This is a genomic window from Halorubrum coriense DSM 10284, assembly GCF_000337035.1.
Lineage (GTDB): Archaea > Halobacteriota > Halobacteria > Halobacteriales > Haloferacaceae > Halorubrum > Halorubrum coriense.
Genome location: NZ_AOJL01000062.1, coordinates 123,253 through 136,680, shown reverse-complemented (window position 1 = coordinate 136,680; position 13,428 = coordinate 123,253). Strand labels below are relative to the sequence as shown.

The window sequence follows — 13,428 nt, the reverse complement described above, 5'->3', positions numbered from 1 at the left end:
TTACAGCCCAGCGCCGCGCGTGATCTTTTGGATGATATCCTCTTGTTGCTCAACGAGTGTTTGTTGATCGATAGTAAACTCGGTCTCGTCATACCGGCTCTGCGGCGGGAACTCATCAGGAAGATCCATCTCTGGTGCGCGGATCGGGCGGACGTATGCGTCGGTGAAATGCTGTTGTCCCTCAATTGAGAGGACATAGTCCATGAATAATTTTGCCGCCTCCGGGTTTGGTGCGTTCGCTAATAGCGCGTACCCGTACAACGCATTAAATGCGCCAGCCTTTCCATTCTCGCCGCCAAGCAGAGCGACGCCGACGTTCTCTTCGGCGAGGTCGTCATTGTTGTACTTCAAATCGAGACCCGAGTAGTCATAGCGGATGAACGATCCGTACTCACCACGCGAAAACTGCGCAAGAAAATTATCGGTGAACTCCGCGCCACCCTCTTGGATCTCGTTGTAGTAGTCAACAACCGGCTGAACATCACCTAATGAACCACCCCGAGCATTGTTGATCGACAACGCCGCAGCGAGCCCGACCGCAGCCTGTGGGGTCTGAAGCGCGAGATCTTGCATGATATCGGGGTGGAGCAGATCCTCCCACGTCTCAGGTTCATCAAGCCCGCGCTCCTCAAAGAGATCCTTTCGATAGGTGAGTGCCGTTGTCACCTTTCGCGTTCCAGTACAGTGCCCATCTTGTGTTTTCGCTGCGTCAGGCACTTTATCCCAGTTCTCCGGTTTGTAGGCCTGTGTAAGCCCATCATTCATCGCCTGGAGCGCGTAGCTGTAGCCACCATTAAACGCAGAATGTGTCGGGTTCTGGGCGTTTGAACGCGCGTCCTGAAGTGCTTCACCTGACGACCGGTCGTTGTCGTTCAGCTCAACACCGTACTGGTCATTGAATGCCTCCATGACCGATGGCCAGTTCATCCAGCCCGATTGAACACAATAGATATACAACTGCTCTTCACTCGGGAATTCTGAGGCGCTGATTGTGGCCTGAAAGTCACCATGGCCAACCTCATACTCCTCAGATCCACCGCTGTTGCCGTCGCCACCGCCAAGGCACCCTGCGAGTGTACTGCCCAGTACCGCTCCACTTCCTACGAGGACCTGACGCCGCCTCGTCGAATGACCTTTCGACATCATGTTAGGTGTATGAACAGAATATTAAATGCGCTGGTATGTTGTCAACATAGAATACTATAGCCCACAATATGGAAATTGAGGAGAAAGCCTCGCGCTCTAGTGCGAGGAGGATCTTCGGCTCGGTTTGCCGTGGTATGGCCCATTGTCGGCCATTTTCTCAACAAAAGCCCTCCTTAGCGACAAGATAGGTCAGACGGCAATAGATGTTAAAAAAGGGCTCTGTTGAAATCCTATTATTCAGACATAAATTGGAATGAAAAGTCCGGTCGCTGAAGGCTGCGTCTCACCCGTTCCCGGCTCGGTTGTTGGAAGTGTCTGATTGGTGTTAGCGAAAAATCGACCACTGGGTTCTGTAAACGACAAAATAGGCAGTCAGATAGGCGGCGGCCCAAACCGCCGCTTGCGGTGCGGGATTACTACCCGAAAAAGACGCCTCCCACGCAAGGACAGCTACCGTCCCGACAAATCCCCACGCGAGTACAGACGCGAGTAGGACGAAAACGTACTCACCCAACCGTCCAAGTGACCAGTCACCCGCAACGACAGGGTACGAGCCGCCGAATGCTAACACACCAACAAGCAGGTTTCTCGTCGAAGCTGAAACCGGGAACCCGAGAACCGCATTACCGAGCGAGACCATCGGATACCAGACGAGGACAAGTCCGAAAGCAGAAAAGAGAAAATCGAGTGTCGCTGACAGCCACGAGTCAAATTCCCGCTCGGCGGTGGCCATACGCATCTTTGATTTCGACCGTACGAAACGTTTGTGGCCGCGATTGAGCGGTACGTGAGTTCTCTGTACTGACCATATCCCGGTTAGAATATATCACTTCCTGAAAATAATTGGTTCTGGTTTGGTCTTATTATTGGGCTTCCGCTCGTTTTTCTCCTTCTGTCTCCCGTTCACAAGGTATTTGTCTCGCTAACTGCTGGGCTACCGTTTGGTATTGCTTTGTGGCTCTTGTGGTTGAATCATCAGTTTGTGAATTCTCAATTACGGATCGATACAGAGAATCGAACGTTGGTACGATCGAAATCATATGATGATGATCACTATTCACCAGTTGATATTGATAATGTTGATCACGTCTTAATTATCCGATTTTCTAACGTTGCTCTGATAAAACTACAATACTTTGAGAAGATATTCCCTCATCCACCGGATACACCGATTGCCTCAGCACAGATCAGCGAAGTCAAGTCACAACTTGAGCAGATGGACCTTGATGTGTCTATTCATGAAATTACACCCCGATTGACTCCGGTCGACCCAATTCTAACACGAATAGTCGTAACTCCGATTGTCATCCTTGGACTTCCTCTTATTGTTTGGCACTTTTATGGAATAGAGGCGTTTCTCACCGATGTTGTAGTTGTTCCGATGATTGTGACAATCGGCTATGGAATACACGGAGCGATACGTCGATACCGTCTTCGTCGCTCTGACTCGAGAAGGGGGCAAAATTCGTAGATATCGACCCTATTTATTCAGAAAAAAGGTGTCGAATAGAAGTCACGCATCAAACACAACCTCCGAGACTGTGTACAGTTTTGTCCGACCGCTCGCTTTCTTGAGGTTGAAGCCGGATTGACTGTAGGTAAGGAGGGGTCGTCTGAAGTCTTAACCAACAAAGCTATGCTGGTGGACATATTGTTGGTTAAGACGAGGCAATCACCGGTGTCCCTGAAGCCGCCGACGCCGACGACAGTCGCGTCAACGCCGCGCTCGACGAGCTCCGGCCAGTTGAGGACCTTCGAGCCGAGGGCACCGAGTTCGGCCGGCTCCAAGAGCGGGTCGAGCGCCTAGAGGAGGCCGTCAAGGACGTATAACCCGTCTTTCTGAACCAGTTTTCGGTAAATGTCTCGGCTAGGACATTCTCTAGAATTGGCTCTATTAAAATCCACAACCGGTGATATGTTCCAGCAGTCTTGCTGAATACAGAGCGCGTATCGATGACTAACCAATGTCGAGGTCAGAGAACTCAACGGCGGGAGTACTCTTCGGCTACGAGGACGTCTCGTACTCAGCACGAAGCCGGGTGCGGGCCCCGTCACGCGTCTTGAAGTACCGACGGTCGCCGTCCCCCGTTCGAACCGCCCATTCGTACGTCTCGCTGTCGGGATGATACCAGTGCTCAGCGTATCTGTCGAAAAACGACACAGTCCCGCCGTCCGAGCGGCCCTCTTCGTCGCCATCGGAGTCGTCGATGGTGGCTGAGGAGTCACGGCCACCGTCGACACCCCCGTCGGAGGCGGCCTCGACGAGAAGACTCTCTTCGATCAGGTCCGTGTCGACGTCCATACCCGGTCCGTAGCCGCGTTCGAGGGCGGCCTCCGTAGCCGCCATCAGCATCTCTTGGATGTCCCGTACTGGCTCGTCGTCCGGTGTGACACGCTCGTAGCTCCCGTCGCTCTGCATCACCCACCGGCGGCGGTTGTCGGTGAGCGAGGCCTCCAGGATGAAGCGGAGTTGCTCACGCAGTCGCGTTTCCTCGACGGGGCTGACGGCCTCGACGCGGTGGTCGAGGTTGCGCATCATCCAGTCCGCGGAGCCGATGTACCAGCCGGGGTCGCCGGCGTTCTCGAAGTAGAAGATCCGGGCGTGCTCGAGGAATCGTCCGACAATCGAGTGTACGGTGATGTTCTCGCTGACCGCCTCAAGGCCGGGACGGAGCCGGCAGATGTCGCGGACGATGAGGTCTATTTCGACGCCGGCCGTCGAGGCCCGATAGAGCTCTTCGACCATCGTCGGGTCCTCGAGGCCGTTCACCTTCACGACGATTCGCGCGCGTCGGCCAGCACGAGCGTGCTCGACTTCGCGACGAACCATCTCCGTGAAGCGCTCACGCATCGTCACCGGTGCGATGAGGAGCTTCCGGAAGCGGTCATCGAGGGTCGGCCCGGTGAAGAAGTTGAAGACCTTCGTGAGGTCTTGACCGACGTCGCGATCAGCGGTCAGCAACCCCAGATCGGAGTATCCTTTGGCAGTCTCGGAGTGATAGTTGCCGGTGCCAACGTGTGAGTAGAGTTGGACTCCATCTGCCTCTTGACGGACGACGAGTGCCGTCTTCGTGTGCGTCTTCAGCCCGACGGTTCCGTAGGCGACGTGAATGCCCTCCTCTTCGAGGCGGCGCACCCATTCGAGGTTGTTCTTCTCGTCGAAGCGAGCCTTGAGTTCGACCATCACGGCCACCTGTTTACCGTTGTCCGCAGCGTCGATGAGGCTCTGAATCACCTTCGAGTCGCTCGCCGTCCGATAGATCGCAGCCTTCACCGCGAGTACGTTCGGGTCATTCGCGGCCGCGTCGAGGAACCGCTGTACCGTGGTCTCGAAGGCGTGATAGGGGTGATGGACGAGGATGTCGTCCTCGCGGATTTCGTCGAAAATCGTCGTCTCGTTTCGGGTGTCGCCAGCTTTCGGCAGTAGCCGCGGGTGTGTCTGTGGCGTCCACGATTGGAGTTTGAGGTCCGGTCGCTCCAACTCGAGGAGAGCAAAGAAATCCTCGTAGTCGATCGGCCCCTCTCGATGGAAGACCTCGCGGTCGTCGACGTCAAGATGCTCCGTTAGAATCGCGACTGATTCATCGGGCATATCGGCGTCGACTTCGATGCGGACGACTGTCGCGAACCGCCGCTGCTCGAGGACGTCCTCGATGATGTCGACGAGGTCTTCGGCGACCTCTTCGTTGCGCCGCACCTCGGCGTTCCGCGTCACCCTGAACTTCGAGATGTCGAGGATGTCGAGACCGGGGAGGAGCATGTCGATGTTGGCCTCAATGAGATCCTCGATCAGGACGTACTGTTCGGAGGTGTCCGGAACGTCGACGAGACGCGGCTGATTCGACGGAATCTTGATCCGCGTGAATGTCGTGCCCTCGCCCGCCTTCGTCGAGAGGACGGCGAGCGAGAGGGAGAGGTTCGAGATGAACGGAAATGGGTGGGCGGGGTCGAAGGCGAGCGGCGTGAGGGTGGGAAGAACGGACTGCTCGAAGTACGTCCGTAGTTGGTCGCGCTGTGCTCCGCTCAGGTCGGCGTACTCACGGATCGCGATACCGACGTCCGCGAGTTCTGGTTTGAGTTCGGTCTGCCAGTAGGTGTCTTGGCGATGGAAGAGCGGTCGTGCGGCGTCGATGATGTCGTGTAACTGCTCGCGGGGCGTGCGGCCGTCGGATGTCGTCACGGTAACGCCGGCAGTGATCTGTTGTTTGAGCCCGCCTACGCGTTTCATGAAGAACTCGTCGGTGTTCTTGGTGAAGAACGCGAGAAACCGGAGGCGCTCGAGTGGTGGGTTGCGCTCGTCCGTCCCCTCACTGAGAACACGCTCCTGATAGGCGAGTTCCGAAAGCTCCCGATTGAGATAATACTGTGGATTCGTCAGATCCGGTTCGCTCATGTTCTCCTTTGGCTCGTTCATTGTTTCCAAGTACCACACCTACACTGGTAGTGTTTTCTGCTCCCGACTGGGAAGCAGTCACTTTCGTGGTGAGAGACGACCCCCCCGAATGAGAACTCGCAGGGAGCGGGGGTCTGCGCACGCAGAGCCGGACCGCTGCATATCTTTCGCCATGCGGCACTCCAGCTCCGGCAGGAACTTGACGGTCTGTTCCGATTCTACTACGTGGAAAATGCGTCTCTGTCATCGGGTCAGTATCGTTCCCCTGGTTCCCGGGAGGTGGGGCCGTACCTCGGGACGAATATTTCGCCGGCGGGTCGGCGTTTACGCCGGACCGAAGTATTAGAAAGTTGATACTCTCTCCGCGCGCTCGGGGAAGTGGCTAGCCGTTTCGTGGGGGCGAGAGCTAAGTACTCTCATCGTCGATAGTTACGAATGTACATTTCGATGACCAGTGGCCGAGGCGAGGAGCGAAAGTTCTAATGACCGAACATCCGGTGTTACCGGCCGAGGAGTCTGTATTGACCACCGTCGACGAAGGGGACCTGTACAAGAGCAGCGGCAAAATCAAGAAGAAACACTACAAGCGGGAACTCGAGCGCCTCCAGGAAGAGCTCGTCAGACTCCAGATGTGGGTCAAAGAGCAGGGGCTCCGGGTCGTCGTCCTCTTCGACGGTCGGGATGCGGCCGGCAAAGGTGGAACGATCCACCGAATTACTCGCCGGACGAGTTCACGGGTAGTAAAAGTTGTCGCGCTCGGTAAACCCACCGAACGCGAACAGAGTCAGTGGTACTTCCAGCGGTACGTCGAACACCTCCCGGCGGCCGGTGAGATGGTCCTGTTCGACCGGAGCTGGTACAACCGCGCGACCGTCGAGCGCGTGATGGACTTCTGTACTGACGAGGAGTACCAGGATTTCCTCCGGTCAGCCCCCGAGTTCGAGCGGATGCTTATGCGCTCAGGGATTATCCTCGTCAAGTACTGGTTCTCGGTTAGCGACGAGGAACAGGAACGACGCTTCCAGCAGCGCAGCGACGACCCGAAACGGCGCTGGAAGCTCAGCCCGATCGACCTCGAAGCCCAGGAGCGATGGGTCGAGTACTCGCGAGCGAAGGACGCGATGTTCACCTACACGGATACAAGTAATTCGCCGTGGCACGTGATCAACGCCGACGTCAAGAAACACGCCCGACTCAACTGTATCAGTCACCTCCTCTCACAGATCGACTACAAGGACATCATGCCTGGACCGACCGAGTTACCGGACCGACAGCAGGATCCCAACTACGAGCGCCCGGCGATTGACGGCCAGAACTGGGTGCCTGCGCTGTATGGGTCGAACCCACCGACGACCGACGTCGAACAATCCTGATCGCCCCGCTCTTGCCGTGCGGTTGCCGCTGTGTACCTTCGTCCGATTCGGGCGGGGTTTGCTCAGACTCAGATCATCTCTTCGTTTTCGATGCGCTGTACCACGTGTTCGATATCGTACCGATTTCGGCTTGTCAGAGATTCCTCACTCGATGTTGAGGTCTCCAGTACCAGTTCCGTCTTCGTCCCACTCCAACTCGAACTCGAGTTCTATCTCCGCTGAACCCTCGGACTTCGACGTTTCGCGTTCGACCTCGACCTCGAACTCAACGCGTCCCGGTGGGGTGAGCGTCACCGACTCGGTACCGGATTCAAGCGTGAATTCGTCACCGGACTCCATGTGGTCTGCGACCGTTCGAAGGTACTGTGCGACTTCACTTGTGTCCATGTCCCGCTCGAATTCGAACAGTGTCTCTTCGGGCATGCCACTACCTACGGTAGACAGGATATTGACTGTGCGTATCTGGACAACCCGTGATACGGTTGTCGCACCCATCTAATAGCAGTACTATCGCCAACACACAGGAACGATGACGATAGGTTGCTGAATACACTCCTCTATATTCAGCAGCCGGTTTCTGGCAGCTATTTGAGATATTGGCTGTCTCCGTCACTTGCTTGTAGAGAGCAGTCAAAACTCATCAATCGCTGAGGAAATCAACAAAGTAACTATACTATCTCTCGACCAATGTGTGAATATGGCTAAGGTCGATTCTAGGGGACGAATCGTTCTCCCACAGGAGGTGCGCGAAGGTCTCAACATCACTCCGGGTACAGAAGTTGAGATCCACGAAGAAGACGGGAAGGCGATTGTTCGGCCTAAACCCACCCCCGACGAAGTGATTGAGCGGATGGAACAACTCATTGAGAACACATCTTCAAAGGAAAGCGAAACAAACCCGATTACTGAAGAAGTGGGTCCAATCGCTCGAAAGCATAGCGATGCCATTCGACGAGGCGCAGACAATCCCTGTAATAACTGAGGCTACTGGCCTGTATCTGTTCGATGTCGACGTAGTGCCACTCTGTGTTGCGGTTGACGTAGTGGTGGCTGTCGGGGCGTAGATCCTCTCTATCGGCGTCGTTGCCCGTCATGTACCCTCGTTGGGTCTGGCGTTCACCTTCTGACCATGTATGAAGCAAGAGCAGGTCGACAGCGAAACCGGGAACTCACTCAGCAATTACAAACTGTTCGAAGATTATTGGCAAATAACTAAATACAATACGTAATGACATAATAATAGAAAATGAGTGAAGATAACGAAAAGAGTCGTGAAAATTCGCGGGAGCAGGTGGTTGGACAGAAACGGGATATGTTCCTGGAGAGTGCCTGTAATACCACAAAATTCGCAGATATCGATCAAAGAATACGCGAACGAGGATACAAAGAGACTGAATCTATTGTTCAGCGCGGTATACGTTCGGAGGATCCATTTGACCTCTACCAAGTCATACGCCGCTACGCTAGTGATGACAACCAAGCGATTGCTACATGGATCGGCCTAGACCCAGAAAAAGTCGATAGCGGTGAGGTATCGTACGATATGATCGAAGTGCCGGATGAGATTCAGGACACAGAAAGGGATAAACAGGAACTATACCCACTCATTGTTGGTTTTCTGAATGACGAAGAAATCACATTTCTCGCAACTAACAATGGTATTGAAGAAAATGAGTTAGATAAGAGCATTCTTCGAAACGCGTTCGAGCGTTCCAGACATTCAGACAGGAAGAATAGTACCTGAAACAGCGGTGTTCTGGAGTCACATGCTCACCCATTGCGAAGTGCGACCATTCCGAGACCAAACAGCGCCGCCAATCGTAGCGCCTGCTAGCGTCAGCTCGGATCGTATTGATTCGTAGCTGTATCCAACCGATACACATCCTCAACAGCGTCAAAATCATCATCAAATGCATACAAGCAGCCGAGCCCTTCCGTTTGTATATACGCGATAATACAGGCATCGACGACGGAGAGGGGTTTGTGTTGGCGAAAGAGAGATTTCCCTGTCGCGAAGGCATCGATGGTGAGTGAGTTCATGTGGGAGCAGGCGGTTTCTTCGATGCGATCGGGGAGACCGACGGCTGCGTCGTGTCCGGCGCGGGTCGTGAGACCGTTAAACGTCTCGGCGAGAGTGTAGTCAAGGACGGCTGCTTCCGAGAGCGTTCCATTATCGATGCCGTGGAGCACCGGGAGCGCGGTGTCGTGTGAATTATCTCGCTTGTACGCGGCTGTAAACAGGACCGATGTATCAATGAGTGCGCGGAGCATTTACTCGACGTCGACGCCCTAAGCGTCGTGATCGCTGGTCACATCGGTTGCCTCCTCACCAACGTAGCCGTCGAAATTGGTGAATGTGCCCGTCTGCTGTTGGATGACTTGTACCTGGATACTCTCGTCATCTTCGAGATGCCAGCGGAGGTGATCACCGTCGTCAATATCGAGTTCATGCCGTATTCGGGCAGGATGTTTGCTTGATTCCCAGACACTTTGTTTTCGGCATCGATTCTGTCGCTACTCATACCTTCCCGTGTGTGACCGGCCGTGAAAATCTTAGTGTGTCGCCACACTATTGAGTCACATAAGATCAGTTGGGAGAAGTTGAAGAATCTCCAATAGTTATATATCACTCATCTACAGCATATTGTCTCTGTTTCAGACAAGAACCTATATGAAGAATAGAATTTCGACAGAGCCAACAGAGCCGAATCAGCTTGTTTGAACGCTACGACTCCTAGCCTGTCAAGATTTAATACAGATTGCTACTGACAGACACGTGTGACGATCGATCAGAGGGATATACGGTGAAGTTCTGGTTGGAAGCCGGACAGATTAAGCGACTCTTTGAGTCCCTACTGATCGCCGTACAAGTAGCCTCCGCGCTCACATCCGTGCTGGCGGCCTGCTTTTGGGCGTGGCTTGTCGGCACTTCTCTAGTTGACCCGAAAATGTTCAAGCCCGGACAGTTCTCCGAATATTTCATGCCGGAGTTTCACCCGGGCGTCCTTGGTTTGGCCGTCGTGACCGGGCTGCCCGCGCTGGCCGTCCACTACCTGTATTGGGATGAAGACATACAGCCTGCGGCCGATGGCTAACCTGGTCATGAAAGTCTGACCAGTTTTATTGACGCTACTTTTCAGAAGCTGCTAGCGTTCTCGCAAGGACACGAGGATTCCGACTGCTACTACTAGCACCAATCCTGTCGTCAAAAGCCCAGCCAGATACACCGGGTTTGAGCGATCCGGGTTGGCGATGAAAAGCATCAGCACGAACGCCGACCCAAGGGCAACGATAGTCATTGCTCGGGCATCCGGATCGTACAGATCGCTTAGCGCTTTGCCCATACTTACCATTGGTTCGTGTAATCTCTATCACAAGATAAGTGTATCTACACTCGGTATCGCCATGCGTGACCTAGGGATACCATTCTCCGGTAGCTACTTGCTTCAACCGTCTTGATTTGCGATATGATCTCCCACGAGAATCAGAAATTAGCCGTCTCTGCTGTGGTTGCCCTCGCTGCTCTTGTTTCCCTGCGGGAATTAACGAATCTTGGGGTGTCGTCGAGGTTTCTAATCATCGTCGTCGTCATATTTGTCACACAATCTGTATTCGAACGGACGTATCAGTAAGTACCCTTCAGTGACCAGTTGTTTCAGTAAGGACCCCGTCTAAAGAAGAGGATTTCAACAAAGCCGTTAGGCCACATATCGACTAACCTTTTTGTAGTGTGACAGGACATCTCCAGTATGTTCGGACACAGCAAGTCCAAGCCCCGGTACCGGAGCGATAAGGAGCTTGCTCGGCGTGTCCACGATATCGTCCCCGAACGAGTCAACACTGCCCTCCAAGATCAACCCAGTAGTGACTGCTCGGACAGCTGCCTCTGTCATGACGTTACGCGAAAACGAGTCGCAAAACTGGTCAAGGGGTTCTCAGATGGATCGACGGACAGAACTAACGCCGTCTATGTCCTCGAGTGTCAGTGGAAAACAGTCTCCCAGAAAGTTGTTCGTGAAGAGCTTCGGCTTCAGAACAATGTTTCTTGGATAGATGAAGCACAGAGCAACAAGCGCCTGCTCTACGTTGGTGTGTCAACAGCGGTTCCCAGTCGTCTCTGGAAACATGCTCTCGGCAGGGGAGACGGGGCGAACTTCACCCAGATGTTTCCGCCGACACGGCTACTCTCGATCCAGTGGTTCAACAGAGAGTCAGATGCGTACCGTGCCGAGGAGCTCACGGCTGAGATTCTTCGCGAGGAGACACATGACGGTGTCTACGTATCCCAACCGGGCTGATTCGGGAATCTGTATTCATCAGACACATCGCCGTCTGAAACGACTGGTTGCTGAGTACTGCGGCTTGACCGACAGTGGTGACAACGGTTACTCCGGGCGACCTCATCTTAAAAGAACAAAGTAAATTCCTACCTTCTTACATAATTACCAGCGATGCCCTCCGAGATCGTCGATCACTCAAGCCGTGTGATCGCAATCCAGATCGGCTTCTGGCTGATCGCGCTTGCTGTGGGTGCGAGCGCCGTGGGGTACCGAAGTTCCGTCACAGTGGCCGGTGCCGTCCTCGGTGCGACAATCTTCGCTAGTGCGCTCGTCTTGGAAGTCACCGAGTAGTAGACCCGTGGCCTGTATTGAGCGATTTGGTCTGATCGGCTCTGTTGAAATCCTATTCTTCAGACACATTATTGTCTGAAACATCCGGGCGCTGAAGTGTGCGGACGCACCGCTACAGATCCTGCCAGATTTTGTCGATTTCCAGAGAGGCGTGCTGAATACAGCACGCGTATCGGCAACTGGTCTACCCGCAGAGAAACAGGATTAGGAATTGCTGGCTCTGTTGAAATCCTCAGTGAGTTACATTTCCGGCTTGTAATTCGACGAGATGAATGCCCTCCCGAAGTCGCAGATTCTCCGGTTTACTGAGAAAGCGATCTATCTGGCGCGTCGAGCTGTCTCTCGATACTCTTCAAAATTCTCTAAACACCGCTATACACTTCCTCAGCACATCGTTCTGCTGTGTCACAAAGTTCGGAAGAACACGACCTATCGTGGCCTGCTTGACGAGCTGATCGAGATGCCACGCATCCGTTGTGTTCTCGGGCTAACTGAACTTCCTACGCCCTCAACGCTCTGTAAGGCGTTCAATCGGCTTGATATGGCTGTGTGGCGTGTTCTATTGACTCTCTCAGCGACGCTACTTCCGACGAGCGGCGTTGTTGGGGTTGATGCGTCAGGATTCGACCGCAGTCACGCCTCAAAACATTACACGAAACGAACTGAACTCACGATTCAGCAGCTCAAAGTGACGCTGCTGGTCGATACGAAAGTGAACGCAATCCTCGATCTCCACGTGACGACGACACGAAAACACGATAGCCAGATTGCTCCGTCGTTGATCAAGCGCAATCCCGAGAGTATTGACGTTCTACTCGGTGACAAGGGCTACGACGACCAGAAAATCAGGCGACTAGCCCGGCAACGCGAGGCTCGCCCACTGATCAAGCATCGTGAGTTCACATCGCTCCACAAGGCATGGAACGCGCGCTTAGATACTGACCTCTACGGCCAGCGGAGCCAGTCTGAGACTGTCAACTCAACACTCAAGCGGAAGTACGGTGCGTTTGTCCGGTCACGACGCTGGTGGAAGCAGTTCCGTGAACTCACCATCGCCTGTCTCATTCATAATGTAGACCGATCACTCTAAACGGTCAATACAACAGGTAGGCTTATGATCTACCGGGCTATCAATTGAATAAATAGTTGTGGATCAGCGTATTACGGATAACATCGAAGTGATAGCCCTCACTACGGTCAGTGGGCTGCTTTTTGTAGATGTGTTTCTCGATGTATCTGGGTACTTTCCGGATGGTTGGTTCCACCTTCTGCTGGGTCTCTTTCTTCTCACTATTGGTGTTATTCTATTCATCAATAGAGACAATTCAAGTGAAGAATAAGCAGCTCTCATCGACCGGCTGTTTCAGGCGAAAATCTGTCTGAAGAATAGGATTTCAACAGAGCCTTCAGATAGATTTCTAAACTCGGATCATCGATGTCAAGGCTCTCTGCGGTGAGAACAAACCGCACACGCGCTAACAAGGTGACAAGCTCGGACCCGTTGGCAGGCCGGTCAGCGAGTAACATTCATACTGGTTCATATGGTGACATCGCCTGGCGTATTTCGTGTGAGTGCCTAACAACCACATATTTATATTGAGATACACATGGGTCCTGTAGCCATGTCAGATGATGACACGTTCGTGGACCGGCTCAAACGGCGGCGGTTCGTTCGTCTGAGCGGAGCAGCCGGCGTCGGAGTTTTGGCGGGGTGTAGTAGTCAAGAAGAACTCCAAGGCGACGGTGGAGACGGTTCTTCTGATGACGGTGGAGACGGTTCTTCTGATGGGGGCGACGGTGGTGATGGTGGTGATGGTGATGATGGTGACGGCGGCGATGATGGCGGGTCAGGCGGCGGTGACCCGATTGGAGTCGGTGTTGTGAT

The 13,428-nt window shown here is 53.8% G+C and carries 13 protein-coding genes and 1 pseudogene; 8 read left to right on the top strand and 6 right to left on the bottom strand.

The window, feature by feature from the left end:
* The 3 genes from C464_RS16430 to ppk1 form a co-directional block, all read right to left on the bottom strand.
* Positions 1-1,143, bottom strand: a complete 1,143-nt coding sequence (locus C464_RS16430; RefSeq protein WP_049911335.1) for an extracellular solute-binding protein — start codon at positions 1,141-1,143, stop codon at positions 1-3.
* Between the two features lie 328 nt (positions 1,144-1,471).
* Positions 1,472-1,879, bottom strand: a complete 408-nt coding sequence (locus C464_RS17920) for a hypothetical protein (RefSeq protein WP_080510492.1) — start codon at positions 1,877-1,879, stop codon at positions 1,472-1,474.
* A gap of 1,272 nt (positions 1,880-3,151) precedes the next feature.
* Complete coding sequence (gene ppk1 / locus C464_RS16425) at positions 3,152-5,539, bottom strand: polyphosphate kinase 1 (RefSeq protein WP_006114910.1); 2,388 nt, start codon at positions 5,537-5,539, stop codon at positions 3,152-3,154.
* Between the two features lie 482 nt (positions 5,540-6,021).
* On the opposite strand from ppk1, the gene ppk2 reads away from it, so the two are divergent.
* Positions 6,022-6,912 (top strand): polyphosphate kinase 2, encoded by an 891-nt coding sequence (gene ppk2 / locus C464_RS16420; protein ID WP_006114909.1) that lies wholly within the window; start codon positions 6,022-6,024, stop codon positions 6,910-6,912.
* Between the two features lie 144 nt (positions 6,913-7,056).
* On the opposite strand, the gene C464_RS16415 is transcribed toward ppk2, so the two are convergent.
* Entirely contained in the window at positions 7,057-7,335 is a 279-nt protein-coding gene (locus C464_RS16415; protein ID WP_006114908.1) for an amphi-Trp domain-containing protein, read from the bottom strand.
* 274 nt (positions 7,336-7,609) lie between these two features.
* On the opposite strand from C464_RS16415, the gene C464_RS17915 reads away from it, so the two are divergent.
* Positions 7,610-7,894 (top strand): AbrB/MazE/SpoVT family DNA-binding domain-containing protein, encoded by a 285-nt coding sequence (locus tag C464_RS17915; RefSeq protein ID WP_080510491.1) that lies wholly within the window; start codon positions 7,610-7,612, stop codon positions 7,892-7,894.
* A 264-nt stretch (positions 7,895-8,158) separates the two neighbouring features.
* Positions 8,159-8,656, top strand: coding sequence for a hypothetical protein (locus C464_RS18745; RefSeq protein ID WP_152420991.1), 498 nt, complete (start codon positions 8,159-8,161; stop codon positions 8,654-8,656).
* Between the two features lie 92 nt (positions 8,657-8,748).
* On the opposite strand, the gene C464_RS16410 is transcribed toward C464_RS18745, so the two are convergent.
* Together C464_RS16410 and C464_RS17910 are read right to left on the bottom strand one after the other, a co-directional pair.
* Positions 8,749-9,183: a PIN domain-containing protein gene (locus C464_RS16410; protein WP_006114906.1), complete on the bottom strand. Its 435-nt coding sequence runs from the start codon at positions 9,181-9,183 to the stop codon at positions 8,749-8,751.
* 18 nt (positions 9,184-9,201) lie between these two features.
* Positions 9,202-9,434, bottom strand: a pseudogene (locus C464_RS17910) (AbrB/MazE/SpoVT family DNA-binding domain-containing protein).
* Between the two features lie 282 nt (positions 9,435-9,716).
* On the opposite strand from C464_RS17910, the gene C464_RS16400 reads away from it, so the two are divergent.
* The 5 genes from C464_RS16400 to C464_RS19745 all read left to right on the top strand — a co-directional run bounded on the left by C464_RS16400 (position 9,717) and on the right by C464_RS19745 (position 13,427).
* Positions 9,717-10,007 carry a hypothetical protein gene (locus tag C464_RS16400; RefSeq protein ID WP_006114904.1) on the top strand — a complete coding sequence of 97 codons (291 nt, stop codon included), beginning with the start codon at positions 9,717-9,719 and terminating at the stop codon, positions 10,005-10,007.
* Positions 10,008-10,661: 654 nt separating this feature from the next.
* On the top strand, positions 10,662-11,210 hold the full coding sequence (locus C464_RS18740; RefSeq protein WP_152420990.1) for a GIY-YIG nuclease family protein: 549 nt from the start codon (positions 10,662-10,664) through the stop codon (positions 11,208-11,210).
* Between the two features lie 153 nt (positions 11,211-11,363).
* Entirely contained in the window at positions 11,364-11,543 is a 180-nt protein-coding gene (locus C464_RS16390) for a hypothetical protein (protein ID WP_049911332.1), read from the top strand.
* Positions 11,544-11,811: 268 nt separating this feature from the next.
* Complete coding sequence (locus C464_RS16385) at positions 11,812-12,633, top strand: IS5 family transposase (RefSeq protein ID WP_006114903.1); 822 nt, start codon at positions 11,812-11,814, stop codon at positions 12,631-12,633.
* A gap of 653 nt (positions 12,634-13,286) precedes the next feature.
* A complete protein-coding gene (locus C464_RS19745; RefSeq protein WP_239640259.1) occupies positions 13,287-13,427 on the top strand; it encodes a hypothetical protein in 141 nt (46 codons plus the stop codon).
* Position 13,428: the final 1 nt, after the last annotated feature.

What these genes read in the sequence shown, in the direction of transcription:
- C464_RS16430 (WP_049911335.1), bottom strand. Translation starts at nt 1,143, where the DNA reads ATGTCGAAAGGTCATTCGACGAGGCGGCGTCAGGTCCTCGTAGGAAGT.
- C464_RS17920 (WP_080510492.1), bottom strand. Translation starts at nt 1,879, where the DNA reads ATGGCCACCGCCGAGCGGGAATTTGACTCGTGGCTGTCAGCGACACTC.
- ppk1 (WP_006114910.1), bottom strand. Translation starts at nt 5,539, where the DNA reads ATGAGCGAACCGGATCTGACGAATCCACAGTATTATCTCAATCGGGAG.
- ppk2 (WP_006114909.1), top strand. Translation starts at nt 6,022, where the DNA reads ATGACCGAACATCCGGTGTTACCGGCCGAGGAGTCTGTATTGACCACC.
- C464_RS16415 (WP_006114908.1), bottom strand. Translation starts at nt 7,335, where the DNA reads ATGCCCGAAGAGACACTGTTCGAATTCGAGCGGGACATGGACACAAGT.
- C464_RS17915 (WP_080510491.1), top strand. Translation starts at nt 7,610, where the DNA reads ATGGCTAAGGTCGATTCTAGGGGACGAATCGTTCTCCCACAGGAGGTG.
- C464_RS18745 (WP_152420991.1), top strand. Translation starts at nt 8,159, where the DNA reads ATGAGTGAAGATAACGAAAAGAGTCGTGAAAATTCGCGGGAGCAGGTG.
- C464_RS16410 (WP_006114906.1), bottom strand. Translation starts at nt 9,183, where the DNA reads ATGCTCCGCGCACTCATTGATACATCGGTCCTGTTTACAGCCGCGTAC.
- C464_RS18740 (WP_152420990.1), top strand. Translation starts at nt 10,662, where the DNA reads ATGTTCGGACACAGCAAGTCCAAGCCCCGGTACCGGAGCGATAAGGAG.
- C464_RS16390 (WP_049911332.1), top strand. Translation starts at nt 11,364, where the DNA reads ATGCCCTCCGAGATCGTCGATCACTCAAGCCGTGTGATCGCAATCCAG.
- C464_RS16385 (WP_006114903.1), top strand. Translation starts at nt 11,812, where the DNA reads ATGAATGCCCTCCCGAAGTCGCAGATTCTCCGGTTTACTGAGAAAGCG.